The sequence below is a fragment of the Pelotomaculum isophthalicicum JI genome, assembly GCF_029478095.1.
Classification (GTDB): domain Bacteria; phylum Bacillota; class Desulfotomaculia; order Desulfotomaculales; family Pelotomaculaceae; genus Pelotomaculum_D; species Pelotomaculum_D isophthalicicum.
Genome location: NZ_JAKOAV010000019.1, coordinates 1 through 26751 on the forward strand (window position 1 = coordinate 1; position 26751 = coordinate 26751).

The following is a 26751-nucleotide window of genomic DNA, read 5'->3' on the forward strand; positions in this document are numbered from 1 at the left end:
GATACCATATACGGAACTAAAAGCATACGCAATGCTGTGAGTCAATTTCCGAAGAGCCCGGTGCGGGAAATCTGCACGCCGGGTTCCGTGGGGGTTGGGCCACCAATTGGTGGCCTTTCTACCCAGAGGATAATGCTGCAGAAAATTACTGCAGCATTACCCTACTCGATTTGAATTGTTCTCAATTTCTTTGCATTTTCAGACAGCGTAACTACGAAGATAGACATGAAAATGCTGTTTATAGACATAATCCATAGACAAATTCTTTTATTAATGCTAAATTATTATCACCAGAATATGGGTGACGAAAATCTGTATGAAGGGGTGATTCCAATGGACCTTTTAATAAAAAGTGGTTCGTGAGGTAGCTCAGGGTCAGCCGTGCTAGCTAATTTCCCAAAAGTATCCTAACAAACCACTATCATTATTCTATCATCCTTTATCCCTTTATGTAATAGGGATTAATAAAACAAGGAGGTTATATAATGATTAAGAGAAAGACTATCATTTTTGTTACACTAGCTATTTTAATGTTTATTTGTATGCCTGCTGTTGCATCAGCTAATGCATTTGTTGGAGGAGCATGGACTTCATCATCATCTAACATAATAGGAGTAAAATGTGATATATATACAGCAGCATATGGAGTCTTAAATTCGCCCCATTTTACGTGTGCATGGCCTATGGTTTATGTAACCGGTACATCTTCATGGGCACAAGTTGGTTGGGATGTTGATCCAGATATAGGTGGCTGTCGTTATTTTTATCAGAGCTGCGATGATGGCACTCCCTATGAAAGTATCAGCTGGACCGGTCCGGCTTGGAATAGTTGGCATACTTACAAAGTATTAAAAAATAGTTCTGGGTCTTGGGTTGGAACAGAAGATGGTGCAGTTATAGGTTCACAAACTTTTTCCATGTCTCCCAATAGAGTTGAATATTATAATGAGAATGATTCAACTAGTACGCAGTATATTGGCACAAGTTCTAACAAACTAGAATTTTCTCAAGTTTCTTACACTACTAATGGAACTTCATGGTCCAAACCTTCACTGTCATTTAGTCACAGTTCTAATTCCAGCATTGATACTAGTCCATGGAGCAGTGGTGGGTATTGGTATTCTTGGGATTCTAGATATTAGGGAGGGAGTATTAATGAAAAAGAGTATTTTAAATAAAATCATATTGCTAGGTATTGTAGTGGCAGTATTGGTTTTTACTAGCTCATCTATAGTAAGTGCAAAAGATAATCTATCAACAAGCAACCTCAAATACCAATTTAATTCTGATATTAGTAAGACTATACAAGATTTGGATTCACTTAAAAAAAATAGTACAATATTAGAAAGCACATCAATTATAGCTAAAATTACTCCCGACCAGGCTTTTGAGACGGCTTCCAAGCTTGCACCCAAATATGCTACTCAAGCCGAAAACATTGTTGTCGAATATTATCAACTTACAAACACCGGTTTTAATGCGTTTACTGATAGTGCCAAGCAAAAAAATAATTCTCTTTCAAAAGATGGTATTATGAAAGTCCCATGTTACATCGTTACTTTTAAAGGAATAACAAGAATTGGAGAAGCACCTATGGGGATACAAGCTCCCATTTTTCACAATTTTAACATTGTAATTGATGCTAACACTGGTGAACCTCTTTACGGTTTTTCAACTATCTAATGAAGTCTATTTCGCTTAAGTCGTAACTGAAGGAAACGAAGCTTTCGGTGGATCTTCACTGCGTTCGGCTTCACCCGATGGGCAGGACCTTACTCCCTCTATAACAGGATATATCCCTGCAGATGGGTGTGCCTTTAACCCCGACGGCAGCGGCTTGGCCTTCGAAAACAAACATACGGATGTGCGGGCCACGCTGATATACAACTTGGTCTGGAACAAAACCCCAGTACCATTGATTACATCAGGAGACGGTGACTATGATGCGGACGCGCTCTGGGCAGAATCCTTTTCCTGGCGGTCGGTAAGCAAGGGGACGTTCTTTTTGCATCTTTGTTTCCTTTACAGGTTTCGAGGGCATATGAAACTGGAAATCTAGGAAACATGCCTTTATGATGAAATTAAACAAAGGAAAACCGATGGTGAAGTAAAGGCAGAGATTGAACTATGTTGAATGGGGAGCCTTTAACGATATTGCAAACCATTGAGAAGCAGAAGCGTGATGAGGTACTCAGACTGATCAAAGTTATTAAAGGGGCAACACAATAGCAGATCGCCCGGGTGACTGGATTGAATCAAAACATGGTCTTTAAGGTTCGAACAAGGAAGCAAAAGGAACGTCCCTTAGCTTCTACTCCTTAGCTTCTAGAGCGCTTGGAGCAATCTTTTGAAAATTCGGGAATGTGTGATACAAAATCTAACCTGTCATGGAAGGCTTTATTCGCTTGTGGAACAAGTGTCGGAGCGGCCTACATGAGGTCATTGGGTAAGACCACCGGAGGTGGGCAAGGTGTGGATGGGAAAGACGCCTAAAGTGACTCCCTATACCGAAGATGATTACATGGATTTTGAAGAAGACGAAGAGATGAAAGAAAAAGAAGCAGAGAAGAAAGAAGAAGACGTAGAAATGAAAAAGTAGATGTAATACAAAGATCAAGAAGGCAGGGGACTTACGATCCCCCGCCTTTTCAATGCCCATTCTTAATTAGTCTAGAATCCGTTACTGTGGATTGATCGCACCGTATACTACAAATTCCCCTTTTTCAACCATCTCCCAGACCCTGCCGCTAAAGTCATATTGGTAAGACTTGTTTGTCGCGGTGTTTACCCTGAACGCCACGGCTACTTTTATGCAATAATCACCGTTTCTGATTGCCGGGCGGTTGGGGTTAAACGGGTAGGGCGGATCGTCCCTGTCAATCGTCCACTGCGACCGGTCAGGAGTTACCGGCTCCGATAAAGGAGTAACAAACCGGTAAGGGCCTTCCCCATCCAGAGATGACTTACCGTCGCTTCCGGCTACGATCTTTGTTTCCATTAGAGGGAATCCATCGCGCTCGTAGGCGAGCAGGTAGTGCAGGTCTCCCGCCAATTGCTGGCCGTTGGTGTAGCCGGCTTGCGAGGAGAAGCCGATCCAGGGGTATTTGTTGTAAAACTTGCCCTGAGTATAGCTCTTCTTCAGATCGCTGATCACGAAGTTTCTGCTATAGCCGTCCGCGGCAAATACCGTGATGTCGGTCGCGTCATCCCTGACACCGGCGTCCTGGAGAAGCCGCCATACGTCCACACCGGCGTAAGTGCCGAAGTAGTCACCTGACTTGGCCGTGTCCACTGCCATAAACTGCGTTGTTTTGGCCAACTGCCTTATCTTCTCACTAGTGTAAACTACAGCTGGCGCCTGAACCACGTTCGGGTTGTCATTGCTGTCGCCGGGCAGGCGGCCGGCAAGGATTTCCTGCCCATTACTAAATCCGTCCCCGTCGGAGTCCAATGCGTCAATTGCCGCAAACGCAGCCGCGTCCCGCCCCGCGTTGAGGTAGGCTGTGCCATAAGTGTTAAGTGTCGCTGCGATGTTCCCGTGCGGCGGCTTAAATCCGTATTTGAAATGGCAATAGTCGCACGAATCCAAGTACTTGTTTGAGGTGTTATAGCCTCCGGTGTGACACAAGTAACAATTGTCCAGTTTTGTGCCCACCGCCGACGGGTAGGTCTGCAGGAACAGGCCCGCATCCGCGTCCGTGTTGTGCGCCTTGTAAGAAGCCGTGACAGGATGGGCCGCGAGCAGGAGAAGAAAAGATACTGTCAGCAGAAACCCCAGCCAGCTTTTATTAACCTTAACCATTTCCTACTCACCCCTTTCTAAGTTTAAGCTGTTCAGCACCCTGTACAGCATTACTGCCGCCTCAGCCCTGGTAGCGTTATTCGCGGGGGCAAAAAGCCCTCCCGACCCTTTAATGATTCCCTTGTCAACAGCCATGGCGCAGGATTCCGCCGCCCAATCGGAAATCAGGTTCTTGTCCGCGAACTGGTCTAGAACATCTATACCGGCGCTTTCTTTTGCGTTTTTATAGCGCAGAGCGTTTGCAGCCATCATAGCCGTCTGCTCGCGGCTGATTAGACTGTCGGGGGCGAAGCTGCTATCACTAATACCCTTTACAATCCCTGCGGTATAAGCCTGCGAAACAGCGTTGCGGAACCAGGCGTCTTGCGGCACGTCGGCAAACGGGCACTGCTGTTCCCCTAAGAGGCCGAGGCAGCGTGCCAACATAGCAGCGAATTCAGCGCGGGTGACGTTGTTCTCAGGGGCGAACAGGCCGCCGCCCACACCTTTTAGATAGCCTTTACCGGCCATAAACTCAACTTCTTTTTGAGCCCAGTGACCCTGAATGTCGCTGAAGGTTACAGGACCACCTAATGACTCCTTATAGACGAGCGCCCATTTGGACAGGTGGCTGGTCTGGAAGGAAAAGGCACCCTTTTCCGCGTCGTAAGTCCCGTTATCCAACGAAACCCATGAACCTGATTCCTGATCATAGTAAGCGGCTGTGAGTTCTCCACGCTGGGCGGCCTCTTTTGACTCAGCCGTCACCGGCAGAGCAACGCTGATAGTCCCGGCAAGCTTGTCTATCGATTGGGTTTTGCCATCCTGCATTAACGCTGTTATCGACAACTCGAAGACCTTCCCGGCAATCATAACTGCGCCGCCCGCGGGCGTGGCGCCGCTGTCGACAACCCTGGCGCCTATGCTGACAGATTGGGCCGTACCCTGTATACCGCCGAGCAAGGCGGCCGGATCCAGGGTCAGATTTACGTCAGCGTTACTTACCGTAACCTCTACCGGTTTGCCCATGGAGGCAATGGTACCCAACTGACTGATGGTTAAGCTCAACCCGGTGGTTGAACCTGAAGTACTCAGGGTTACTTTTGGAGATGTTTCCGCATTCTTCAGAGCACTTGCCACATCGGCATCGGAAAAGCTGGAAGTAAGCCCGCTGTTGGTGGCCGGACTTGTGCTGGAGGAGACAGGGTTGCTGCTTCCGCTGCTGCTTCCGTATGTCGTGAAGGACCAGCCAATTAAACGGTTATAGAAGCCCTGGCATACCGTGCCCTCAAGAGCCAGTTCGTGGAAGACCACCTGGTATGCAGTCCGGTAGCTAAGGGCGGCGGAAATAGTCACCGTGCTCCCGTCCACGGACACCTGGTTTTTCGTAACCGGTTTTCCGGTGTTCTTCTCATAAACCTGGATCTTGTCGTTATCCGTAATCCTCACCGGCTGGTTGAATACTGCAGTAATTGACCCGCCTATCGATGCATAGCCGCCGTCAACTGGTGTGGACTGCTGCAGGGTGACTGCCGGGATCGCGACCGCTACAGGCTGGGAAGCGGGACCATAGCCGTACTGGTTACCCGCCCTAACTTTAAAGTAATAGGTTTTACCGGCTTCAAGACCTCCGTTGCCTGTCCCTGAATAGCTGCAGGAGTTACTTGTCAATGACCACTCCTGACCCGGGTCAGGCTCTTTGCCGAAGTCACAAGCCTGAATATAAGTTCCTTCCGGGTCGCTGGAATACAACAACTGGTAGCGGGTAGCCCCAACTACAGTATCCCAGGTTGCGTTCACTTTTAAAGAATTTGCCGCAACGACCCCAAGGTTTGACGGCGCCGAGGCAGGCGGGTCGCCAAGTGTTACAGAAGCGCTTTTAGTATAACTGTTGCCGTTAGCCCCATAGACTGACAACGTAACCGTACCGGTTCCTACTGCGGGTGCATTGACGACCCCCGGAACGACCATGTAAATGTTGATGTTAGCGTTAGTATAAACCGAGCCGCTGACGGTAGGCTGGAAAATGAACCTGTATACATCTCCCGCGACGCTGACATCGCCATTGAGGACTGACCAGTATTTATCAGTGCTATTGTTTTTGTATTGGATACTGGCCAGAGTGCAGCCAGGATCTTCGCTGCTGATGCTGTTTTGCACAAAAGAAAAACCCTGCGGGAAATTAACATACACGTATGAACCAACCGACAAGTTCAACTGCTCTCCCGACTTAAAAGTCAGCGTGTAACGGCCCTCCTGCCCGGGAACATAAGTAGAGGATTGTACGCTCAGGCTTGTAAGATCCGTTGCCGAAGCCGAGCCCAGGAAAAACAGAAAGCATAATAAAGACAACAGGATGCCGGCTGACCGGCTGTTAAGTGACATAACGCTTTTCATCTCCTTTCTTGCCAATATTGTGCATCGCGCTATTACAGACAACATCACCTCCCCAATAAAAAAACCAATAAAAAAACCGGGCCTGCGGAAAGAACCCAGCCCGGCGTGTAAGCACATGACTTGGCTGGTCTCCTTTCCGGCGGGAGGCGCCGGCGTTTCCACCGGAACCTATCGGCCCTGGTCCATGGACTGATTCATTAGGTCCCAAGGGCTCGGAGACAATATTATTGTTTTGTTTCTAGTAGCTATGCGCCCCCGGCAACAGCAAGGTAACCCCTATGAGGGTGAAAACAACCGCTGCAAATCCTATCACGGCTATCAATGCGGCAAACCTGCCCTCCCATTGCCTGGCTCTGCGAAAATGCAGGTACACAGCATATATGAGCCATGTAATAAGCGCCCAGGTTTCTTTGGGATCCCAATTCCACCACGATCCCCACACTTCCTCAGCCCATATTGCCCCTGTCACCAGGACCAGGGTCATAAACGGGAAGCCGGCTGCTATGAAATAGTAAATTAACCTGTCCAAATTGCGGTCCGAAACGAAGGTCCCGTCTTTGCCTTTTTGCCATAGGTAAAGGATGGCGGCCGCAAAGGAAAGGGCAAAAAAACCGTAGGCAAGAACCGCAGCAGCGACATGCAGTTGCAGCCAGACGCTTTGTAGCGCCGGGATAAGCGGGCCGGCAGCCGTCTTTACCGTCAGGGCATACCCCAAAAACAATACCTCCAGCGGCAGGACTACAACACCGGCAATGTGAATCTTAAAACGGCGACACCCAATCAGATAAAGCACAGCCAGTCCCCAGCAAAAAACAATAATAAACTCGTACATACTGGCAAAAGGAAGGTGGCCGCCAGCAAGACTCCTTGCCGCCAGGGCGGCTGTATGGAGGGCCAGGCCTGCGGCAAAGAAGCCCGTGCCCGTACGGAGAGCCCTACCCGCCTGGAACCAGAAGGCGGCGAGGTAAAGGACGGAAGATATAAGATAAGTGATAAGAGCAGCAAAAAAAAGGTCGTTTTCAGGAAGTAACACCATGCCGCCTCCCTAATAAAATTAAAACCGACCCCGCAGCCAGCGACAACAGGCCTGTCCGGACAAAAGGGAGACCTTGTTCGGATTTTACTGTCAGGCCGCTGATATTACCACCGGGCGCTGTCCTAAAGGTGGACTGGTATATCTTGATTTCTTTATAACTGGCGGGATGGTTGACTGATATATGTTTTACGTCAACTTCCCGCCCGCTTTCCAAAATGCTGATAGTAGTGAAGTATTGCTTTACGGCCCCGCCGGCATAGTATTCAGCCTCAATTACCTCTGCCCTGACGGCGATGGGGAAACCCTCATGCTCCAGGTCCACCGTCTCGTGCTCTTTTATTTGAATGTAAGCGCTGTGCTTCGGCCCACCCAAGAGGCCGGCCAGGATGATCAGGGCAATGCCCAAGTGCAATAAAAGATCTCCCAGTTTCCTTGTTGTTATGTTGCATGTAAGACTCCTGAAACGGGCAATCACGCAGGACAAAATATTTAGGCACAATACCACAAACAAAATAGTCCTGAACAAAAAGCGCGGATTCTCCGGGATATACTCCATAAATACAAAATATACGCAGCAAACTGATATAGCCAAAATACCGAATGGCATTGAATTAAATATCTTAATTATTTTTTTCATACACCCTGCACCATGACTTTAATAAAAAATAAGGCTTTGTCCCATTTAAAGGAACAAAGCCACAAAATTGCTTCTAGCCATGTTCTCCTTTCCACAATGGGAGGCGCGTTTGTTTCCCAACACACCCTAACGGCCAGACAACCATACCTGCTACCGGCTAAGGTTTACCTGACTCGGAGATCTTTAATTTTAACATGTGAGTAAAGTAATTCTACATCTTAGAACAAATTCCTGCATGAATGATTAATTATTGTTACTATAACAAATGAAATTTCATCCCTGAATATCTTTATTTATCTTCATAACCTTCTTTTGTATATCTGTCAGCGGTTTCTCCTGCGGCCCATTTACTTGGTTTTCTATTTGCTGCAATTGCATAAAAAGTTTCTTATCTGATGTAACATGTACATTATAGTCTCTGTTCGATTCTTTAATTTTATTATGCACTTCTTCTTTAATTGGTTTTAAGCGCAGCCTGTCAAAGCCGCTCACTTTAATTGCTGTTTCACATGCCTCTTCCAACATTTTTCTTTCTGCTTTCTCATAACTATCCTGCCCGAGCCATATATCGCCATGAAGGATATCGAAATCCTCAGCTAGGGGCCCCTTGGCCTCAAAGGGTCCCCCAACGGCTGCCGCGGACAAAATGGTGGGCCTGTTGGGAAAGACCCAGGTTTGGTGTCCATGCAGCATGCTAGGAGCCTCCTAACAGTGTCAATATAGTTTTAATGAGGGCAACCACAAAGGCGGCAAAAACTCCATAGACAATTACCGAACCTGCCAACTGAAACATACTTGCCCCAACCCCCAGCACAAATCCCTCACTTCGGTGTTCGATAGCAGCCGAAGCGATGGAATTGGCAAACCCGGTTACCGGCACCGCTGTTCCGGCGCCTGCCCATTGGGCGATATGATCGTAGACACCTGAAGCAGTTAGAATAACTGAGAGTAAAATCAATACAGCCACTGTCGGATCTCCCGCTGTCTTCTCGGTAAAATTAAAATTCCAGAGAAAAAAATCTTGAATAAATTGACCGAGAAGATAAATTGTCCCCCCTGCTGAAAACGCCCTGATTACGTTTAGCAGAACTGGTCGTTGAGGCTCCCTGGCTTTAGAAAAGGAATGATACTGCTGTTGTGCCGGAGTTAATTTCTTCTTTTTCTTATTGGACAATTGCGAAAGCCTCCTTTACCAAATTAGGGAACAATGCCAAGAGCTATCGGGGACATTCCCCAACCGCATAGGAATACCCAAGATAGAGGTGTGTCCCCTTACCTTTTTAGCAAAGGCTCTAATTCCTGAATTACTTCCGACAATATCTCAGAAGATTTTTCGTACATCTTCTTAGCCTGCGGTTGTTTAGTACCTAAGGCGTATAATTCACAGTCCGCCTGACATTTTTTCATGGTAGCATAGGCAAGTTCTTTTGTTTTGGGCTTAGGCACCTGAATAGCATCGTCAAACAAGTCAAGATATAATTGTCCTACGGAATCCACTTGGCCAATAAAGACGTTTTCAGGCGCCACGCCCACTTTTTCCAGTTCTGTATGCAGCCAGCGCCTGTTTAGTCCCATTGCCGCAAGCGGTTCATCCATTATAATCCCGTCAAGCATAACCGTCTGGGGTACGCTTTCCTGCCCAACGTTTATACCCAGATTCTTGGCGGTAAGAGGTTGTTTATCTTTCTTGAGAAGGGTACTTACCTCTCCGGTAGGTTCAAGCACGGCGAATTCCACGTCGGCAAAATTAAAAACATTTTTCTTCCGCAGCTGGCTTAACAAATCTTCAAGTGTAAGACGGGCTTCCAATAATTTATCTTCCAGGACTTTACCATGGTTAATAAGGACTGTTTCTTTTCCGTGGATGATATCTCTTACCGTTTTGTATCTTATTGATAAAACGTAAATTAACGCTGGGAATACAGTCCAAACCGCCAGGGCAACAAGACCGTTGGCCAAGTCTTTGATCAGGTTCAAGGAAATGGCGGCAGCCATAACCCCGGTTACAATACCGGTAATTAGATCAAAAAAGGTCAACCGGGAGGTTTGCCTTTTTCCTATAAGACGAACAAGAAGTAAGGTGAGAAAAAATAAACCGATGGAACGGAGCAAAATGGTTAACCATTCAGGCATTAGGTTACTCCTTAATAATGTAATTGCTAGAAGCCTTTATATTGCGGCTCTTCAAATTCCAAAACACCAAGTCTTTTTTCCATGTCCCGTATAACATGGTTGATTCGTTGCGTATTTCGACTTAGGATAGCCTTCGCTTCTTGGTTTTCCTCGGATAAAGCAAAGGTTTCCAATGTGGCCTGAACGCCCTTAAGGCTGGCCACGGTTTGCTTGACCTGCGCACTGATTGTCATGTTTATTTACCTCTCTCGCTTTACAGTATTCTGTATAGATAATAAATTTATGCACCAAGGCCTGTACAAGCAGAAGCGAAAAAGAACGTCCCTTTGCTATAATGGTTCACCAAAGACAACACGGTAATGGTTAGGCCAATGGAAGATAGGGGAGGGTTAAGAGAAGTACCCATCGCCGAGTTGGTTGAAGGAACTATAATAACCTTGGCGAATATAAAAACAAATAATATTAAATAATTGACCGCCCATAAAACGGCGGTCGTTATTGTTTATATGCGATTCGACACAATAGGACAAATTATTCAAAGCAAATTAATAGTATATGGATGAGCCCATGTTTACACAGGGGCCTAAAACAACTCAAAATTCTCATAAAATTTCAGAAAAACATGATAAAACAAAAACGATTGAGCCAAAATCCACGCAAAGTGGTTTACCCCCTGGCTTCTTACAAACTCAAGAAAATATACTGCAACTCCAAAAAACAATCGGCAACAGAGCCGTCATACAATTGTTAAACTCTCATTTCCAGCAACAACCGGTAAATGACGATCCATTATATACGCCTGTAGTTCAGAGAATGAGAAATAAGCCTTCAGATGAAGAGATCAGAAATGCCGTGTCAAATTATGTTAGCTCTGAAAAAGGCACTTGTGACACTAAAGCGCCATTGGTTCAACAAGCATTAGAGGCATTTGTCGATAGTAAAAGTGAAATCACCGGTTATTCTTTGGCTTGGTGGCAATTGGAAGAGAATAGATGGGAAGCGCAGAACCATACTGCGGCCGCTGTTAAATGGAATGAAGGAACATATATAGTTGATACTACAATATCTCAATTTGGGCAGGTGGATAATAATATTCAAATATTGCCACTTAATGATTGGATTGGTCTAATCATGCGTTTGACACATGGTGAAAGACCCTATTGTGAGGAGGGAATAAGAAAAGGTAATAGCCTATTCTTTTTTGAGCCACAAGAGGAACGACCAGTTATCAGTGAAGAAAAGGAAAATAAGAAAGAGGAACTTCCGGAAAAAGGAAAGGGCGGTGGTTGTTGCTTCCTTACCTCTGCTTGTGTTCGGGCACGTGGCCTTTCTGATGATTGTGCTGAACTTACTACTTTGCGCGCATTCCGGGACGGCTGGTTAAGCTCTTTGCCGGAAGGACCGGAACTCATCGCGACTTATTATAAGATTGCTCCAATTATCGTTGACGCAGTGGAAGCATCAGGCGCCGCGAAGGAGATTTGGAACTACGTTTACCAAGTTATAATTGAATGCATCAGAGACATCGATAATCGACGACCTGAGCAGGCATTAGTTCGCTACCGTGACATGGTGTTCAGGATTAAACACACACTGGCAGTACTAACCTTAACGAGAATATAATTTTTAGAATATAATTGTCGTACTAATTATTAGTATACTAAGGGGATTTATTCATACAATTGGATTTATTCTTAACGTAACCAATGCAAAGGTAAAAAATGAATTGTGCCGAAATCTGAAGCCATATGATATTACACCGGAACAATGGGGACTGATAAATATTTTATTCAGGAAGGATGGTATTTCTCAAAAAGAGTTATCCGAAAAATCCTTCAAAGATCAGCCGACTATAACCAGAATATTAGATAATTTGGAAGCGAAAGGGATGATTGAACGTAAAATTAATCGTGAAGACAGAAGGACTTTTATGATTTTTTTAACGAATGAAGGACGTGATTTAAGAGATAAACTACTTCCTATTGCTGAAAAGACTTTGCAGAAAGTCTTAACAGGTTTTAAAGAAGAGGAAATAGAGCAATTAAAGATATGGTTAAACAAAATCTATAACAATTTAATTTGAAAACCATGGGGAAAGCGTCAATAATCTTTTAGCATCTAGTTTTGTGCAAATGGTTAAATTTACATGTAAGGAGATGACCATTTGTGGAAGATATACATGAGTTGCTAAAGAACCTATTTAAAGACACTTTACAAAAAATATTAGAAGCTGAATTTAACTGTCACCTTGATTATAAGAAATTCAGCATGGGAAGTAATAGTACAGGTTATAACCGTAATAGGTACGTTAATGCGGTAAGGAACCGTAAAGGTAAATTTGGGAATAGCAAAGGGAAGTTCTTTTTGCTTCCTTAACAGGTTTCAAGGGTATGGAAACTGGAAATCCAGAGAACATGCCTTGTTACAGGTCTCTCCAATACCATCTGGGAAACCATAAGGTAAAAACCAGAAATAGGGGAGTGGTAATGTTGCCGTACAGACTGCTCACCGTGTAATACAGGGCAGCTGGAGTCGAAAGCAGCAGCACCACGCGCAACAGCGCCTGGGATATTGATAAAATTCCCCATCCGGCTGTCAAGATTGTCCATGCCGAAGCGTATTTGGGGTGCGCGCGTAATGCTTGTGGAAAGGCATCCTTCATCTCGTATTCCGCAAATATCTGAATCAAGGGCCTGCCGAAAAGTAAGGATCCGAAGAATATAACGGCCAGCACCACATCCAGAATAATCGGAGACGCCAGGTAAAAAGTCGGATTGCTGGAAATGATTGTCCCAATCAGCCCAATAACAGAAAACCCTGCCACTATCATCGCATAGACGTTTACCCGGCGTTCCCTGGCTAATTTGACGGTGCCTGCCGCCAGTGCCCAGCTTCCTGCCAGGATGGTTCCCGGTAGGGTCATGTTGTAGCGGCTCGAAACAGCCAGGATGATAATCGGAATAATCACGCTTATGATGAATTCCCTGTTAAATATATGTCTTAATACTTCTCCTCTCTGTATTACACGTGCTTGTTCGAGCTTTTCAGCCATAAATGTTCGAACCTCTTTCTCTAGGCTTGAGATTATTACCTGTCTCCCAAGCTTGCTAATTACCCGGCAGCCGGTTTGGCGCCGTCGACGATCCTCTTCAGATCGGCAATCATGCCCGGCTTCATCTGCTTCTGGAACTCCCGGCGCGTTTTCGGCAGGCTGTTCATAGCCGCAAACAATAAGTTCATCATCCGTTGCCGCAGGCCTTTATGTTGGTCCTTGTACAAACCGTGTTTCTTATAGAATATGTGGTCGGCACGGAAGATGCCGCTCACCATAGGGACAAATTCTTTGAATAATAAGTGGAGACCATAACCCAGGTAATTCGGCGGCGCTTGGAGACCGTGCACCAACGCCCATACCAGTCTGTCCGCCAAGGCCTGCAACCCGGCGGTAATCGTCTCTGTGTCCCCCTCGTCGGTGGCAAAGCCGAGCAGAGTGCAGCGCTGAGCCTGCGTATGCGCTTCGAATATCTGCCGCAGGTTGGGCAGCTGGCGCAGGGGACCGGAGATGATGAAGCCGATCTGCTTCCCGCTTAGATAAGGGGTGTGCCCGAACACAAAGGTGCGGTCTATATACATTTTCCATCTGGAAGACAGGTAGCGATCCTTGATATTGCCGGCGTAAATGATCGCCTTCGCCGGCAACAGCTTCTCCTGGATGAACTGTTTCACACCGTCCTGGTAGACGCAGGTGTTGTCATAGGCGCAGTGGATGCAGCCCTGGCAGCCGCCTTTAATCGCAACATTGTTCAGGTCAAAAACTTCGACCGGGCTGGGCATGTGCCGCTGGAAGACCGAGATCATCCGGCCCAGGTTGCTTTCCGGGTCATTGCCATCGGTCAGTATTACGATCTTCCCGTCCCCTGTTCCGGGGTTTCCGGCGGGAGTGGCAGTAGCCTCGGCAAAATCTGCCGGTCTGTATGTGCCCGGGCTGTAGTTTACCGGTGCGAAGCTGCGCGGAGTTGGCGCCCCGGTTTCGATTGCATGCAAGAAGTAGGCCATGAAATTAATCAGGCTGGTGCGTTCTTTGGGGACCGTCAAGTCATCTGAGGCCGGAGTGAGCCCTCCCACAAAGCGCATTCCCAGGTCCTCGCTTATACCGGTAAGATAGTTCATGGCGGTGTGATCCATGCAGTGGATGGAGGTGACGAGAGCAGCCCCATACTTGCCCCGGAAGATCTCTTCCGCCCGCCGCTCCCAGATCAATTCAATGAAGCGCTTCAATTGCGAAGGCACCAGAAAGTAGTAGACCGGGGACGCCCACAGCACGCCGTCACAGGACTCTATCTCGTCCATGACCGTCTGCCGCTTTGCCTGGTCGCGCTCGAGCCCGTTGATTTCGTGGGCAACGCTGAGGATCTTTAGTTCATGCCCGGGGAACTGCTTCTGGAGGTACCTGACATACTGCACGGTGACGCTAACTTCCCCTTTAGGGCTACCGTTTAAGACAACGATCTTCATTATTCCCGGCTCCTTTCATGATCCCTAGTTTCCTGGAGGCCTTCTTTCTTCTCTATATCCCGGATGCATTCCTTAGCCCACTCAATGGCGGCCTTTGCATGGGCGATTCCATATTTCAGGGTCAGCCGCCAGTAGAAGCTCTCATCCGGATGTCCCGGAATCTCCGGCTGCTCGCTAATCAACCCGTCAACGGCCCCAAAGGCAGCCATTTGCTCCTGCTTCTCCCTTAGATACCGCTGCAGCTGGAACTTTAATTCCGATAGCGGCAGCCGGGATGCAAAGAAGATACGCACCAGCAGTTCATCCCTTACCGGGGTGGTTAGCGACTGGGGGAACTGCTTCAACCATTTCTGCAACTCCGTTTCTCCCGCTGCGGTGATGCTGTAAACCTTGCGATCGGGCCGGCCTTCCTGGGGCTCAACCCGCGAGTCCAGGAAACCCTTGCCTTCCAGGGCGGCTAATTCCCGGTAGATCTGGCTCTGGTGTGCCGACCAGAAGTAGTTGATGGAGTGGTCGAAATATTGCTTGAGGTCGTAGCCGGTCATCGGCTGGTAAGTGAGCAGCCCGAGAATGGCATATGGTAGGGACATGATCTGCCTCCTATTCTATAAATCATATATGTCTTATCTATTATTATAATTGTTATATATAACATGTCAATTTATTTTGTTGGTCCCTTTTTTGTTTTTCGGAATATTCCGGCCGGATAGGACAAAAATATAATTTCAGACACCCCAAATCTTGTGGATCATGGAGTATGTAAACATGGATTTTTCAAGACGCTTTTTGACGCTTTTTCTTTCCTTGCTGCCTATATTAGTTTTAGTTTCTGTTTTAACGATGCAGCCCTCCTTTGGCGCAAACGGAAAAACTCTCATTTATTCCATAAGCATAAACGATACGGTGACGGCGGGCACAGCTAAAAATGTCCAGAGAGGGATTCATCTGGCAGAGAGGGACGGGGCGGAAGCCATTGTTATATTGCTGAACACCCCCGGCGGTCTGGTCACAGCGACCCTTGACATCCTGCAGGCTATGTCCGCATCTGAAGTGCCCGTCATTACATATGTAAACCCGCAGGGCGCGATAGCTGCTTCGGCTGGCACTTTCATCTTTCTAGACGGGCATATGAACTACCCATGAACGCTAACGAAAAGCTCATACACGTCGTGAGCAATCCTATGCTGGCTATGATCTTGCTGATGCTCGGTATTTACGGGCTGATTATCGGCTTCCATTCACCCGGGTTTTACCTGCCCGAGATAGCGGGTCCAATCAGTCTCATACTTGGCCTTACAGGGATGGGCCTGTTCCAGGGAAGCCTGCCGGCCGTCCTGCTAATTCTGCTCGGGGTAGGTTCTATAGCGGCCGAACTGTTCACACCCACCCATGGCGTCCTGGGGGTGGGGGGGCTGATAAGCATGATCCTGGGCATCCTCTACTTCCCGGCAGAACCGTTAATGCCCCAGAGGTGGTTTTCCGTCTTCAACGCGGCGGCACTCGGGGTGGGGATTGGCGGTGCGGTTTTTGTTGCAATGGTTGTCCTGGGCGTATCCCGGTTACGACGGAGCAAGCCGGTTCACGGAGAGGCCGAATTCCAGAATGCCACGGCTTTGGTAGTTAAGGAGCTTAACCCTGGCGGGATGGTCAGAATTAAGGGTGAAATCTGGCAGGCTTTTTCAATAGATGGGCATACTATCCCGGAGGGAGAAAAGGTAAAGGTTTTGGAACGGCAGGGAATGACCCTTATGGCCGGCCGAATGCAGACAACGGGAAATGAAAACAGGAAAAAGGGGGATAACAAATGATTTACAACTGGATCACCACAATTATTGCGGCCTTTATTATTCTTTTTATCCTGACTTCGGCAATAAAGATTATTCCCGAATATGAAAGAGCCGTACTTTTCAGGCTGGGCAGACTGATCAATGCGAAGGGACCCGGTTTGGTATTAATAATTCCGTTTATCGACAGGATAATCCGGATTTCCCTGCGGGTGATTGTTTTCGATGTCCCGCCGCAGGAAGTAATTACCAGGGACAATGTCACCTGCAGGGTTAACGCGGTTCTTTTTTACAGGGTTGTCGCTCCGGACAAGGCAGTGGTTAACGTCGAAGATTTCCATGAGGCCACGAACCAGCTGGCTCAGACTACAATAAGAAGCATCGCGGGAACGGCCGAACTTGACCACCTGCTTTCCCAGCGCGAAAAACTGAACCAGACGATCCAACAGATAGTCGACGATGCCACAGACCCGTGGGGGATTAAAGTTGTCGGCGTGGAAATCAAGGACGTGGTGCTGCCTTCAGAAATGACGAGGGCTATTGCCAGACAGGCAGAAGCGGAAAGAGGCAGGAGGGCGGCGATCATTCAAGCCGAAGGGGAACGCCAGGCGGCCGAGAAGTTGGCCCAGGCTTCCGAGATTCTTACCGGCGCCAGCGGGGGGCTGACCCTCAGGATGCTTCGTTCGCTGTCGGAAGTGGCCAACGCGCCCAACACGACTGTGTTGTTCCCCCTTCCCGTAGAAATCAGAAAACTGTTCCCAAGTTCAGATTAAACAAGGGTATTTCCTCGCGTGTAATCATTTGGTTACACCCAAGAGGAGACAATATCTCGCATAGTTTCAAGATCAAATCGAAGAATTTCCGCCCCGCGACTCATGGTAATTTCATCTTTTTCAATAGCTTTACGAACTAATCTAGATAAACGATCCTCAACAAAGTGTGATGGTGATAAGGAATCTGGTTCTTGGGAACGCAATACTTCCGGTGATTGCTGAAATTTATCAGGGGATAGGGCTTCCGGTTCATCCTTAATACTCAAAGTTTTACCAGATCTCTGCTTGTAAGCACTCTGAAATTTACCCCATATAGAATTTCCCATACTTTCAGAAAGACGGTATAGGACAGTTTTGTAGCTAACCTGAAATATTCGCTTTACTTTAAGGACTCGGTCGACAAAGGATAAGCCGTAAGTATCGTCCCATTCTGATTTAAAAGCTTTTTCCGGCATTAAAAAATGGGAAGCAAAGACATTTGCTTCATTTTCCTGGTCTTCGTCTTCAGCACTTTCTTCTATGTCGTAGGTGTCCAGATGGAGAAGCAAATGGCCTAGTTCGTGAGCGGCGCTAAAAATCCACCGTTCAACGGAAATTCGTTCCCATACATTAACGATTACTGCAGGACCTCCATCTTCTTTGGCAACAGATAAACCAAAGAAACCGTCTGAAACAAGAATAAGAGGGTACACTTTTATTCCGCATGATTCTAGCAAACCAGCGATATCACGGATAGGCTCATTTTCTTTGAGCCTAATTATTCTTCTTGCTTGTTCGGCTGCATACTTAGCTCTATCATCTCCTCTGTCCATCGAAGACAATTTCCTGGTAAGAGCTTTGAACCGATAATCTTTACGGTCATCTAGTAATTTTTCCAGGTAATTAAAATCATCAAGCCACCGTCCTATTTCAATTAAAATATTGTCCCGGCTGTTCATCTTTTTGGATGCACGAAATCTTACTTTCTTTAAGGTACGTACCGGAACAAGCAGGTCCTGAAGTTTTACTCCAACACCTGAAGCAATATTTTGTAAGGTTGATACTTTTGGGATTGAGTTGCAGTTTTCAATATTCCGGTAAGCAACTCTTGAAATCCCGGCAAGATCGGCTACTTGGGATTGAGTCCAACCCTTTGCCTCGCGGATCCTACGTAAGTTTGCGCCAATAATTTTTTGATCCATGTTCACCACCCTTTATTTCTATTATATACATAAAAACAATATTGGTATACGTGATAATTAAACTTGCTAAAAAAATAATTCCGGTATATAATTGATTTCGACCAGTGGATATCCATAATAAACCAAAAGGGGGATGTTTATGGCTAATATCCATATGGTATACCGGGGAATTACCATCAAGTAAATATGGACCTGCTGAAGGAAAGCACTTTTAAGTTAAATAAGGCTAAGTTTTTTCTTGGACGAGACTTGAGCCATTGGGGGGGTATAATTTGATACAAGCAGTACTTGAAGGCAAGTCATTAGGTTATGAGTATACCGAAGATATCCTTACTTCAACTGTTTTTTGCACAGTAAAATATTTAAGGCCGGAAATGATATTAATACCTTTTATTGAATCATCGTTTTTATATAACGAGGAAAGAACAACTCTTTGGGAAAAATTAAATTCAGAAGGAATTGAATTGAGATGTTACCGCGAAGTTGAATATATATTTTGGACTTGGAATGAGAATTATGGAGAGCCGGATTTAATCCTTATATTTAGGGACCATGCACATGGTTTTGATGACTTGCTTCTTCTTGTTGAAGCTAAATTTAAATCCGGGAAAAGTGGAACAGAGGAAAATGATCAATTAGTGCGTTATTTTGAAGCAATAAATAATGATATTGAGAATTTTACAGATGCATCTGTATCATGCTTCAAAGGCAGAAAGGGATATATTATTTATTTGACAGAAGCCGAAGCTTACTCTGACATACTGGCAACTACGAAAATAATACAAAGCAGATATAATGAAATAAAAGAAAATGTATTTCATTTGAGATGGCATCAATTGTACAAAACAATTGAGAAAATGGATCCATTCTATTCATCATTTGAAAAGATTATTGCATATGACTTAATGAAATATATGGAAAAGCTAGGGTTGAGAGATTTTTCAGGGGTATCATTACCGGGTAAATCGTTGGATTCAGTGTTTTCATTGCCGTACCCAATCTTTTATAATGATGGGAATAATACTACTGAGAACAAAACTTATTTTGACCAATTGAACGATTCAAACATTTTTAAAGAAAAAAATATTTTTTATAGGGGGAACCAGCATGAGTGATATTCAAAAGGGTTACCAAATCACATCAGCTTTTCAATATATTCAACAAGTATTTAAAGAATGTCAGCGATTAATATTCAAGATCGACAACCAAATGGCTCCCGAATGGGGGAACTTATATGGCAATAGAATAACAAAAGATGTGAGCGCAAGCTTGCAGGAGGCTGACAGGTGGATTGTTGAAGCAATTTTCCGTGTTTATCAAAACAATAAAGATAAACTTGTAAATAAATGCATTACAATTACTTTTTGGGGAGATGAGGTGGAACAACCGATTATTACTGCCGGTAAAATTGTATACTCCGATGTTAATAAAAGGTCTCACTGGGATCTATGGTATATTTGGTTTGATTGGTCTGATGAAAATGAAGACAATAGATATGAATTGGATGGTAAAGTTAATGCATTCCGAGCTGCAGCTGATAATTGCAAGTATATTAATGAAGCGTTTGTTTTCAGTTTGCCACTCATTAGCATTACAGATGATGAAGCATTAATTGAAAAGATCATTAAACCGTTAAAAGAACTATAAGCAACCTTGCAAAATATTGCTTCCGGTGTTGGAGTAACATTGGGGATCAGATGGTCATAGAAGATTGAAAGGCTGTAACGAAATTGCCGGTTGATTCCATAGCATGAAAGAAATATAATATGGTTAGAATTCTGCTATAAGGAGTTGGTACCATGCAGATTAAACCTTCCGCAAGCATCCGGCAGAACTACAATGAGATTGCGGCATTATGCAAGTCCACCGGTGAGCCGGTGTATCTTACCAAAAACGGCGAGGGCGATCTCGTGGTGATGGATATAGGGGCTTTTACCCGCCGTGAAAAAATGCTGAAGCTGCGGGAAGAACTGCTGGCCGTTGAAGAAGACCGTCTGGCCGGTCGTGCCGGAACGACGCCGGATGAACTGGACAGCTATCTGGAAAGCATCATTGAAGAGGTGGAGCATGGAAAAGAAACCTCAATATAAGGTAATTGTTTCCGGACGTGCCCGTCAGATGCTGGCGGGCCATGTCCGTTTTCTGGCGCAGAAAAACCCCGCCGCCGCCCGCAGAGTGAAAAACGATCTAATAGAAGCCATCCTTTCCCTGCATCAAATGCCGGAGCGTTTCCCGTTTCTGAACGCTGAATTTATACCGCTCAACAAATATCACAAGATGTTCGTAGAGAAGTGGTATCTCATTCTGTATCAGATTAAGGATCAGACGGTATATGTTGAATATATCATGGATTGTAGGCAGGATTACGGGTGGTTGGTGCGGTAGATTTCGATATTATTCAAAATTTAAGATATTCGTCATGGTCTGGAGGCAGGGCAATAACGTAATTAATTCAAAAGTGTAACCATGAGAAGGAAAATGTAATTAATTATCGAAATATAAACAAAACATAATAATGTGCTGGTTGACCGCTGTGATTATTACGGCGGTCGTTGTTGTTTTTATGTGCTTCGACATAATTAGACAAATTATTCGAATTAATTATTCTCATGGAGGGGGCTAATGTTTACTAAAGCACCCAAAACGAACGGCAATAATCATGATATTTCCGGGAAACAACATGATAAAACAAAAACCTTTAAGCACAACACTGAGCAAAGGGGCTTACTCCCCGGCTTTTTAAGCAATCAAAAAAATATACTGCAACTTCAAAGAACAATCGGCAACAGTGCGGTTATTCAACTGCTAAAATTTCATTTGCAGCAACAGCCTGCCGGTCCGCCAATTCAGGCGACGGCACAGGCGGTGGAACTGCCGGTAAATGATGAACCTGCGCTAGAAAATAAGTCCGGTGTGATGGGTAGCAGAGCGGAAACAGCGCAAATGAAACGGGGAAAATTAGTTAAAATACCAGATATGCTGCCTTGGTTCTGGGGAGAAAATCTTAAAGCATCGTGGGGAGAATATGAAGTTCCCATTCATGCATGCCACACCACACATGTGGGGGTAAACCAGCTAGTGGGGGATATTCGGTAATAGATAAAGAAGGAAACTATAAAGAATCTAAAGTTTATGGTCCGTACGATCCCAAAGAAGGAAAAAAAGATGTTGGACATGTAGAACGACAATTTATGTCTGATGCGGAAGGTCCATTGAAAACAGATATGGCTGATGATAAAAAATTTGGGGATGATGTTCTGGCCTTAGTAGAGATTCACCAATGGTTCACACCATGCAGTGGGGGAAAGGGCTGCACAACATTTTTGGATCAAAAGGTGCAAGAGTTAAATGGCGAGTATAATGAAGTCCGCGTTAGTGGACGATTAAGCGCCGAATATCTGTATAGCCAATTATCAGAAACACACCCTAAAAAAGCAAAAAAAGAATTTATAACGGATATCGATGACGATACCGATTATATGGAGCTGGATGATGAGCTTAGCAAGAAAAAGTCGATGATCATGCATAACAATCCGGGAGAATTTGGATGAGAGCGCCTAAAAGCTACATTCATCCGCCCGGTTTCCTGACGGAAAGACCTTTTAAAGATTGTAGCAGATCTTTTAAAGGTCTTTCCACTGATATTCAGCCGGCAACTGAATTCCGCGCCAATACCCCGGAAATTCTTGAAAGCTTAAAGAAAAACCGCCGGACGATTATTTTAACGCAGCATGAATTTTTATCTTATTGAGTTAGGTAGCACTCTTTCCGGAGATCATCAGCAAATGCTCGCAATGGGCTGGGTACTGGTGGCTAAGCCGAAATTGTTTCTTCTGGACAAACTCACCATGGAGATGTCATGCTTATTGTTATGGGGGATCTTAAGGGATATTCTAATGTTGATGATGTCTATAATTGGAAGCTCAATAATAACAGTAGAAAGCCAATTTTAAGGTTATTATTGTTTTTCGCACTGTTGCTATAACGAATAGGAGGATTTCTATGCCAGACATTATAAACATCTTGAAAGTTCGGGATGACCATGAACCAATTTATTTTAAGCCTATTGAAGAGCAAAAATACATGATCGATGAAGGTTGCCCAAAACCAAATTGGTTTTCTGGAGAGGAATTATCTATAACTGATCTGCGTGGGAGAATTGAGCCTTGGCTGACTTCATTGTTCCAATCAGAACACTTATCGTTGTTAATTGGGAGTGGTTTATCTACAGCAATCCAGGTCTTGGCAGAAAAAAAAGCAAAGCAACCTGTTGAAAACTCCGATTCGAAAGAATGTAAAGATTCAGAGCAGTTACCCACTAAAGAGGTACATACTGAGGAATCCTCGAATGACATAACATCCGATTCAACAGAAGCACCACAAAACGGAATGGGAATACCGGAGATGGACAAAGAATTTGCGTATTCCGAGATGATTTACACTGCCGTAAAAAGAGATGCGAAAAAAAACAACCGAGGAGCAGGAAATATAGAAGACTATTTCAGAGTAATTAACGATTTGCTTCGCGGTTTGGAGATAATCGGAGATACAGACAACTCAACAAAATTGAAGAATATGAAGGAAACACTGCTAAACGGTTTTATATCTAATATTTCTGAAATTGAAAAGTGTATTGCAGAAGCTGACGAGGATAGCAGGACAAAGGCGTTTAACAATCTTGTGATGTTCTTGATGAGCTTTGCAAGCCGTACAGGAACGCGCGATCGTCTGCAAATTTTCACAACAAACTATGACAGAGTGATAGAGGCAGGAGCTGAATTGGCAGGATTGCACCTGCTTGATAGGTTTATTGGAAGCCTATCACCAATCTTCCGTTCATCTAGGCTTGATATTGATATGCACTATAATCCTCCTGGAATAAGAGGAGAGCCACGTTATTTAGAGGGGGTAGCAAGGTTTACAAAACTACATGGCTCTATTGACTGGGTAGAATCCGGAAACGATATTCGCAGAATTGGGTTGCCGTTTGGTGCGAAGGAAATAGCTCCTTACCTTGAGGCTCCCGGCTTACATGGTGTTGATTGCACGAAGATTATGATATTCCCAAATGCGTCGAAAGACCGAGAAACTGCGGAATATCCCTATGTTGAGTTGTTCCGAGATTTTTCAGCTGCCCTATGTCGTCCAAACAGCACCCTGGTTACATATGGATACAGCTTCGGAGATGATCATATTAACCGTATTATTCGTGATATGCTCACTATACCATCAACACATCTGGTAATAATTGCATATGAAGACGTCCTTGGGCGCATTATAAAAAATTATGAAGAAATTGGCCGGCCTTCACAAATAAGCCTGTTGATAGGGTCCGACTTAGCTGATATTGAAATACTTACGAATAACTTTCTACCAAAACCGTCAATTGATCGTGCGACCATCAGGATGAGTGAACTTCTTAAGCAGCGATATAGTGCCAATAAACCTATCCAAACACAAGATAATAAGGATGATAGTGAAGGAAGTGCTTCAGTATCATGATTACACCACTTGCCCAAGCTGACTCAGTTCGTATTGGAAGCGTCGATTTTGTATCCCCGGATGAAGTGAAAGTCTTGCTAGACATTGAAGCCCCAAACGATGTTGCTTTGAATACCGGCATACCACGTCCTTTTCCGAGAATAAACAGTTATATACTCATCCCAAGCGAAAGTGGATTTCTTGTGGCTCAAATTGAATGGATTACTATAGAGCGTTCACAATACCCAAAGCGAAAAGGCATGCAAGACTTTGGAGTTATTGACCTTCCCTACCCACTTCGGAAAATGAGCTTGAACCCATTAGGGGTTTTAAGGGAAAATGGGAAGGTCCCTAAGGGGGAACCTAAATACTCTTTCTCTAGAGGTGTTGAACTTTACCCTACTGTTGGCGACCCTGTATTGTTGCCATCGCAAACCCAGTTAAAAGCGATAGTAGAATCAAGCGGAAATCGCCGTGTTAATATCGGAATAAGCCCCCTTGCAGGGAATGCAGTGGTTTCAATAGATCCCGACCGACTATTTGGACGGCACTTAGCAATATTGGGAAATACAGGTAGTGGAAAGTCATGCTCTGTTGCTGGTGTAATTCGTTGGTCTATTGAAGCGGCAAAACAAGAGAGGCAGAACACTAAAAGTCCAATCAATACTAGATTCATCATCCTTGACCCAAATGGTGAGTATTCACATGCGTTCTCAGGTCTTGATAAAGTACGATTATTTGCAGTTGAAGCTGTTGAGCCAAATGAAGAACAAGGCATTAAACAAGTAGAGCAACTCAAAATACCTCTGTGGTTCTGGAATAGTGCCGAATGGAGTGCGTTTACACAAGCCACTGCAAAGACACAACGTCCCATATTAAGAAGAGCCCTGCGTGACATTAGGATGGGTGCAACTGTTGTGAATACGGGTGAAGAGACACAGTTACTAGCTCTGCGCCGTTATTTGTCGTATCAAATTGTCAAAATGCGTCGAGATATGGCCAATAATTCTATAAAGGAAGATGCAACAAAGTTCGGATACTACTTAAAAACATTATCCTCTGATCTGTCAAATAGACTTGCGGTTTTCCCTAAATACAATAAAGAGATCAAGGCTATTATCATAGCGGTTAATGACTCTTGTCAAAATAGATATAAATCGTTTGTAGAAAGGAAGAGCGGCGAAACGGTAGAGTATTATACCCCGTTTGAGAATAATGATATTCAAACTGTAGTTGGCCCAATCGAAACCCTTATAAGCAAAATTGGTGGAATCATTTATCAAGAAGAAGGCGTAAGTGAAGATACTCCCCTCCATTTTAATGTTAATGAGTTCGCTGATTATATCCAAATGCTTGGGATTGAAGAAAACACATCTCAGTTCATTGATTTCTTGGTAATGCGTATTAGAGCCTTGATTTCAGACAGGAGAATTCGAGAAATATCTGATGCAGATGATATGACACTTAATAAGTGGCTCGAAGACTATATTTGCAAAAGCAACTCTTCTGAAGGTTCTGTCACTGTAATTGATCTGTCGTTGGTTCCGGCAGAGGTTGTTCACATTATCACTGCCGTGATTGCGCGGATGGTGCTTGAAGCACTGCAAAGGTACAGAAAACTAAATGGCGGACAAACTCTGCCAACAACATTAGTGATGGAAGAAGCCCATACGTTTATCAAGCGCTACCAGAATGATTCAGAAGAATCATCGGCATCCTCAATGTGTACGCGAGTTTTTGAAAAGATCGCTCGTGAGGGACGTAAATTTGGATTGGGGCTTGTACTTTCATCCCAGCGTCCAAGTGAACTATCTCCAACTGTCTTGTCCCAATGCAATACTTTTTTGCTTCATAGAATTAGCAACGACCGCGATCAGGATTTAGTACATAAGCTTGTGCCAGATAATTTACGCGGATTGTTGCGTGAACTGCCTTCCCTTCCTTCGCGTAATGCTATATTATTGGGTTGGGCTTCAGAACTTCCTGTCATGGTTCAGATGAATTATCTCAAGGAAGAACACCGACCGCAGTCGAATGATCCTGATTATTGGGACATTTGGACGGGCAAAAAGGTAAGGACTGCCGACTGGAAAGCGATTGCTGATGATTGGCAGCAATTAAATCGGAATACTGAAGGAATAGAAACATCTGCTGATGAAGATGAAGCAGATGATCTTCCGTTCTAGGAAGGACATATACACTACAATTGATAAATACCTGGAATTAAGGGAAAGAAACTTCGATAAGTTATAAGTACATAACAAAAACAACACTTCCCATTATCCATACCCGTTAGGCTAATAACAGGAAGTTACAATATCTATGTTTGGTGGAAAATTGGTATAATAATGCGCAATAAAGATTAATTATAATTTGGGAAAGAATTAATACTATGTTTTCAGATGTAGAGATCAAATTAAAGAAAAGAAATAAAATTTTGTTTTCTCGTGACAGTCAATGCTTACAAGAATTGATAAAACTAATTCGATTGCAAAATCACAGAACCTTTGTGATGTGGGCATTGGATTGTGCAAACCTGCCATTGGATCAATTTGAAGCAAAGTATCCCGATGAACGAAGATCCAGAACCTGTTTGGAGCTTTGTGAGGCATGGGCAAGGGGCAAAATAAAAATGCCCATGGCGAAACAAGCTATTTTAGATTCACATGCAGTGGCAAAAGAAATTGATGACAGTGAATACGGTGCTTTGTGCCACGCAATTGGTCATGCTGGAGCTACTATACATGTAAAAACACATGCTTTGGGGTTGCCTATCTATGAATTGACGGCAATAGTCCTAAAATACGGAAAAGAAAACTTTCCAAAACCAGTCAGCGAAAAGATAAACTACTACTATAACCGTCTCCTGTACTGGCAAGAATATACCGATAAACTTGAAATTGCTTGGATAGACTTTTTATTGAATGACACCAGTCCTAACAAGGAAAGATTATTGAGTGAAAAACGAAAGTAAAGCAGCAAAGATTATGATCATCATATTTGTTCGCATTTTTCATATACCAGTTAGGCTAT

The 26751-nt window shown here is 44.6% G+C and carries 30 protein-coding genes, 1 pseudogene and 2 riboswitches; of the genes and pseudogenes, 19 read left to right on the forward strand and 12 right to left on the reverse strand.

The genetic code is table 11. The features are described 5' to 3' along the window. Positions 1–485: 485 nt before the first annotated feature. The 3 genes from L7E55_RS10560 to L7E55_RS10570 all read left to right on the forward strand — a co-directional run bounded on the left by L7E55_RS10560 (position 486) and on the right by L7E55_RS10570 (position 2599). Entirely contained in the window at positions 486–1142 is a 657-nt protein-coding gene (locus tag L7E55_RS10560) for a hypothetical protein (protein WP_277444188.1), read from the forward strand. 13 nt (positions 1143–1155) lie between these two features. Beyond that, positions 1156–1683, forward strand: coding sequence for a hypothetical protein (locus tag L7E55_RS10565; RefSeq protein WP_277444189.1), 528 nt, complete (start codon positions 1156–1158; stop codon positions 1681–1683). A 793-nt stretch (positions 1684–2476) separates the two neighbouring features. Further along, the gene (locus tag L7E55_RS10570; RefSeq protein WP_277444190.1) at positions 2477–2599 is read left to right on the forward strand and encodes a hypothetical protein; all 123 of its coding nucleotides are present in this window, start codon (positions 2477–2479) and stop codon (positions 2597–2599) included. Between the two features lie 81 nt (positions 2600–2680). Here the strand turns inward: L7E55_RS10570 and L7E55_RS10575 are convergent, their stop codons facing one another. The 8 genes and pseudogenes from L7E55_RS10575 to L7E55_RS10610 form a co-directional block, all read right to left on the reverse strand. Continuing rightward, positions 2681–3802, reverse strand: coding sequence for a GEGP motif-containing diheme protein (locus tag L7E55_RS10575; protein ID WP_277444191.1), 1122 nt, complete (start codon positions 3800–3802; stop codon positions 2681–2683). A 3-nt stretch (positions 3803–3805) separates the two neighbouring features. Beyond that, positions 3806–6166 carry an S-layer homology domain-containing protein gene (locus L7E55_RS10580; RefSeq protein ID WP_277444192.1) on the reverse strand — a complete coding sequence of 787 codons (2361 nt, stop codon included), beginning with the start codon at positions 6164–6166 and terminating at the stop codon, positions 3806–3808. A gap of 125 nt (positions 6167–6291) precedes the next feature. Next, positions 6292–6408: riboswitch (molybdenum cofactor riboswitch) on the reverse strand. An 8-nt stretch (positions 6409–6416) separates the two neighbouring features. Further along, complete coding sequence (gene ccsA, locus L7E55_RS10585) at positions 6417–7214, reverse strand: cytochrome c biogenesis protein CcsA (RefSeq protein ID WP_277444193.1); 798 nt, start codon at positions 7212–7214, stop codon at positions 6417–6419. Then, positions 7198–7851: a cytochrome c biogenesis ResB family protein gene (locus L7E55_RS10590; RefSeq protein WP_338091212.1), complete on the reverse strand. Its 654-nt coding sequence runs from the start codon at positions 7849–7851 to the stop codon at positions 7198–7200. The genes ccsA and L7E55_RS10590 overlap by 17 nt, the downstream gene beginning before the upstream one ends. Before the next feature lie 68 nt (positions 7852–7919). After that, positions 7920–8042, reverse strand: a riboswitch (molybdenum cofactor riboswitch). 283 nt (positions 8043–8325) lie between these two features. Continuing rightward, positions 8326–8544, reverse strand: a pseudogene (locus tag L7E55_RS10595) (stage V sporulation protein AD); the annotation flags it as partial. 1 nt (position 8545) lies between these two features. Beyond that, positions 8546–9025, reverse strand: a complete 480-nt coding sequence (gene spoVAC, locus L7E55_RS10600) for a stage V sporulation protein AC (RefSeq protein ID WP_277444194.1) — start codon at positions 9023–9025, stop codon at positions 8546–8548. 98 nt (positions 9026–9123) lie between these two features. Then, a complete protein-coding gene (locus L7E55_RS10605; protein WP_277444195.1) occupies positions 9124–9984 on the reverse strand; it encodes a DUF421 domain-containing protein in 861 nt (286 codons plus the stop codon). A 26-nt stretch (positions 9985–10010) separates the two neighbouring features. Then, positions 10011–10217, reverse strand: coding sequence for a DUF1657 domain-containing protein (locus L7E55_RS10610; protein ID WP_277444196.1), 207 nt, complete (start codon positions 10215–10217; stop codon positions 10011–10013). 334 nt (positions 10218–10551) lie between these two features. Between L7E55_RS10610 and L7E55_RS10615 the strand changes: the two genes are divergently transcribed. From L7E55_RS10615 to L7E55_RS10625, 3 genes are all read left to right on the forward strand, one after another. Beyond that, positions 10552–11607: a CFI-box-CTERM domain-containing protein gene (locus tag L7E55_RS10615; protein WP_277444197.1), complete on the forward strand. Its 1056-nt coding sequence runs from the start codon at positions 10552–10554 to the stop codon at positions 11605–11607. Positions 11608–11710: 103 nt separating this feature from the next. Then, complete coding sequence (locus L7E55_RS10620) at positions 11711–12067, forward strand: MarR family winged helix-turn-helix transcriptional regulator (RefSeq protein ID WP_277444199.1); 357 nt, start codon at positions 11711–11713, stop codon at positions 12065–12067. Positions 12068–12150: 83 nt separating this feature from the next. Beyond that, complete coding sequence (locus tag L7E55_RS10625; protein ID WP_420852036.1) at positions 12151–12360, forward strand: hypothetical protein; 210 nt, start codon at positions 12151–12153, stop codon at positions 12358–12360. 46 nt (positions 12361–12406) lie between these two features. Here L7E55_RS10625 and L7E55_RS10630 read toward each other — a convergent pair whose 3' ends face one another. From L7E55_RS10630 to L7E55_RS10640, 3 genes are read right to left on the reverse strand one after another with little or no spacing between them, the layout of a single operon-like run. Next, on the reverse strand, positions 12407–13036 hold the full coding sequence (locus tag L7E55_RS10630) for a VC0807 family protein (protein WP_277444200.1): 630 nt from the start codon (positions 13034–13036) through the stop codon (positions 12407–12409). Positions 13037–13095: 59 nt separating this feature from the next. Then, positions 13096–14499, reverse strand: a complete 1404-nt coding sequence (locus tag L7E55_RS10635; protein WP_277444201.1) for an NAD(P)H-dependent oxidoreductase — start codon at positions 14497–14499, stop codon at positions 13096–13098. After that, positions 14499–15089 carry a PadR family transcriptional regulator gene (locus L7E55_RS10640; protein WP_277444202.1) on the reverse strand — a complete coding sequence of 197 codons (591 nt, stop codon included), beginning with the start codon at positions 15087–15089 and terminating at the stop codon, positions 14499–14501. Before L7E55_RS10640 ends, L7E55_RS10635 begins: the two co-directional genes overlap by 1 nt. Positions 15090–15264: 175 nt before the next feature. On the opposite strand from L7E55_RS10640, the gene L7E55_RS10645 reads away from it, so the two are divergent. Genes L7E55_RS10645 through L7E55_RS10655 form a run of 3 tightly spaced genes read left to right on the forward strand, consistent with a single transcriptional unit; the run spans position 15265 to position 17056 of the window. Continuing rightward, the gene (locus L7E55_RS10645) at positions 15265–15642 is read left to right on the forward strand and encodes an ATP-dependent Clp protease proteolytic subunit (RefSeq protein WP_277444203.1); all 378 of its coding nucleotides are present in this window, start codon (positions 15265–15267) and stop codon (positions 15640–15642) included. After that, the gene (locus tag L7E55_RS10650; RefSeq protein ID WP_277444204.1) at positions 15639–16307 is read left to right on the forward strand and encodes an NfeD family protein; all 669 of its coding nucleotides are present in this window, start codon (positions 15639–15641) and stop codon (positions 16305–16307) included. Before L7E55_RS10645 ends, L7E55_RS10650 begins: the two co-directional genes overlap by 4 nt. Continuing rightward, the gene (locus L7E55_RS10655) at positions 16304–17056 is read left to right on the forward strand and encodes a slipin family protein (protein ID WP_277444205.1); all 753 of its coding nucleotides are present in this window, start codon (positions 16304–16306) and stop codon (positions 17054–17056) included. Before L7E55_RS10650 ends, L7E55_RS10655 begins: the two co-directional genes overlap by 4 nt. A 32-nt stretch (positions 17057–17088) precedes the next feature. On the opposite strand, the gene L7E55_RS10660 is transcribed toward L7E55_RS10655, so the two are convergent. Further along, positions 17089–18237: a helix-turn-helix domain-containing protein gene (locus L7E55_RS10660; protein ID WP_277444206.1), complete on the reverse strand. Its 1149-nt coding sequence runs from the start codon at positions 18235–18237 to the stop codon at positions 17089–17091. A gap of 272 nt (positions 18238–18509) precedes the next feature. On the opposite strand from L7E55_RS10660, the gene L7E55_RS10665 reads away from it, so the two are divergent. The 10 genes from L7E55_RS10665 to L7E55_RS10710 all read left to right on the forward strand — a co-directional run bounded on the left by L7E55_RS10665 (position 18510) and on the right by L7E55_RS10710 (position 26692). Beyond that, on the forward strand, positions 18510–19352 hold the full coding sequence (locus tag L7E55_RS10665; protein ID WP_277444207.1) for a hypothetical protein: 843 nt from the start codon (positions 18510–18512) through the stop codon (positions 19350–19352). Then, positions 19345–19884 (forward strand): hypothetical protein, encoded by a 540-nt coding sequence (locus L7E55_RS10670; RefSeq protein ID WP_277444208.1) that lies wholly within the window; start codon positions 19345–19347, stop codon positions 19882–19884. The genes L7E55_RS10665 and L7E55_RS10670 overlap by 8 nt, the downstream gene beginning before the upstream one ends. Before the next feature lie 152 nt (positions 19885–20036). Then, positions 20037–20327, forward strand: coding sequence for a type II toxin-antitoxin system Phd/YefM family antitoxin (locus L7E55_RS10675; protein WP_277444209.1), 291 nt, complete (start codon positions 20037–20039; stop codon positions 20325–20327). Beyond that, positions 20305–20622, forward strand: a complete 318-nt coding sequence (locus L7E55_RS10680) for a type II toxin-antitoxin system RelE/ParE family toxin (RefSeq protein WP_277444210.1) — start codon at positions 20305–20307, stop codon at positions 20620–20622. The genes L7E55_RS10675 and L7E55_RS10680 overlap by 23 nt, the downstream gene beginning before the upstream one ends. A 237-nt stretch (positions 20623–20859) precedes the next feature. Next, positions 20860–21333 carry a hypothetical protein gene (locus L7E55_RS10685; RefSeq protein WP_277444211.1) on the forward strand — a complete coding sequence of 158 codons (474 nt, stop codon included), beginning with the start codon at positions 20860–20862 and terminating at the stop codon, positions 21331–21333. Next, on the forward strand, positions 21282–21788 hold the full coding sequence (locus L7E55_RS10690) for a hypothetical protein (protein WP_277444213.1): 507 nt from the start codon (positions 21282–21284) through the stop codon (positions 21786–21788). The genes L7E55_RS10685 and L7E55_RS10690 overlap by 52 nt, the downstream gene beginning before the upstream one ends. After that, positions 21785–21988: a type II toxin-antitoxin system Phd/YefM family antitoxin gene (locus L7E55_RS10695; protein WP_277444214.1), complete on the forward strand. Its 204-nt coding sequence runs from the start codon at positions 21785–21787 to the stop codon at positions 21986–21988. The genes L7E55_RS10690 and L7E55_RS10695 overlap by 4 nt, the downstream gene beginning before the upstream one ends. Before the next feature lie 251 nt (positions 21989–22239). Next, positions 22240–23739 carry an SIR2 family protein gene (locus L7E55_RS10700; protein ID WP_277444216.1) on the forward strand — a complete coding sequence of 500 codons (1500 nt, stop codon included), beginning with the start codon at positions 22240–22242 and terminating at the stop codon, positions 23737–23739. Then, positions 23736–25904, forward strand: coding sequence for an ATP-binding protein (locus L7E55_RS10705; RefSeq protein WP_277444217.1), 2169 nt, complete (start codon positions 23736–23738; stop codon positions 25902–25904). Before L7E55_RS10700 ends, L7E55_RS10705 begins: the two co-directional genes overlap by 4 nt. Positions 25905–26110: 206 nt before the next feature. Next, positions 26111–26692 carry a putative immunity protein gene (locus L7E55_RS10710; RefSeq protein WP_277444218.1) on the forward strand — a complete coding sequence of 194 codons (582 nt, stop codon included), beginning with the start codon at positions 26111–26113 and terminating at the stop codon, positions 26690–26692. The last annotated feature ends 59 nt before the right edge of the window (positions 26693–26751 follow it).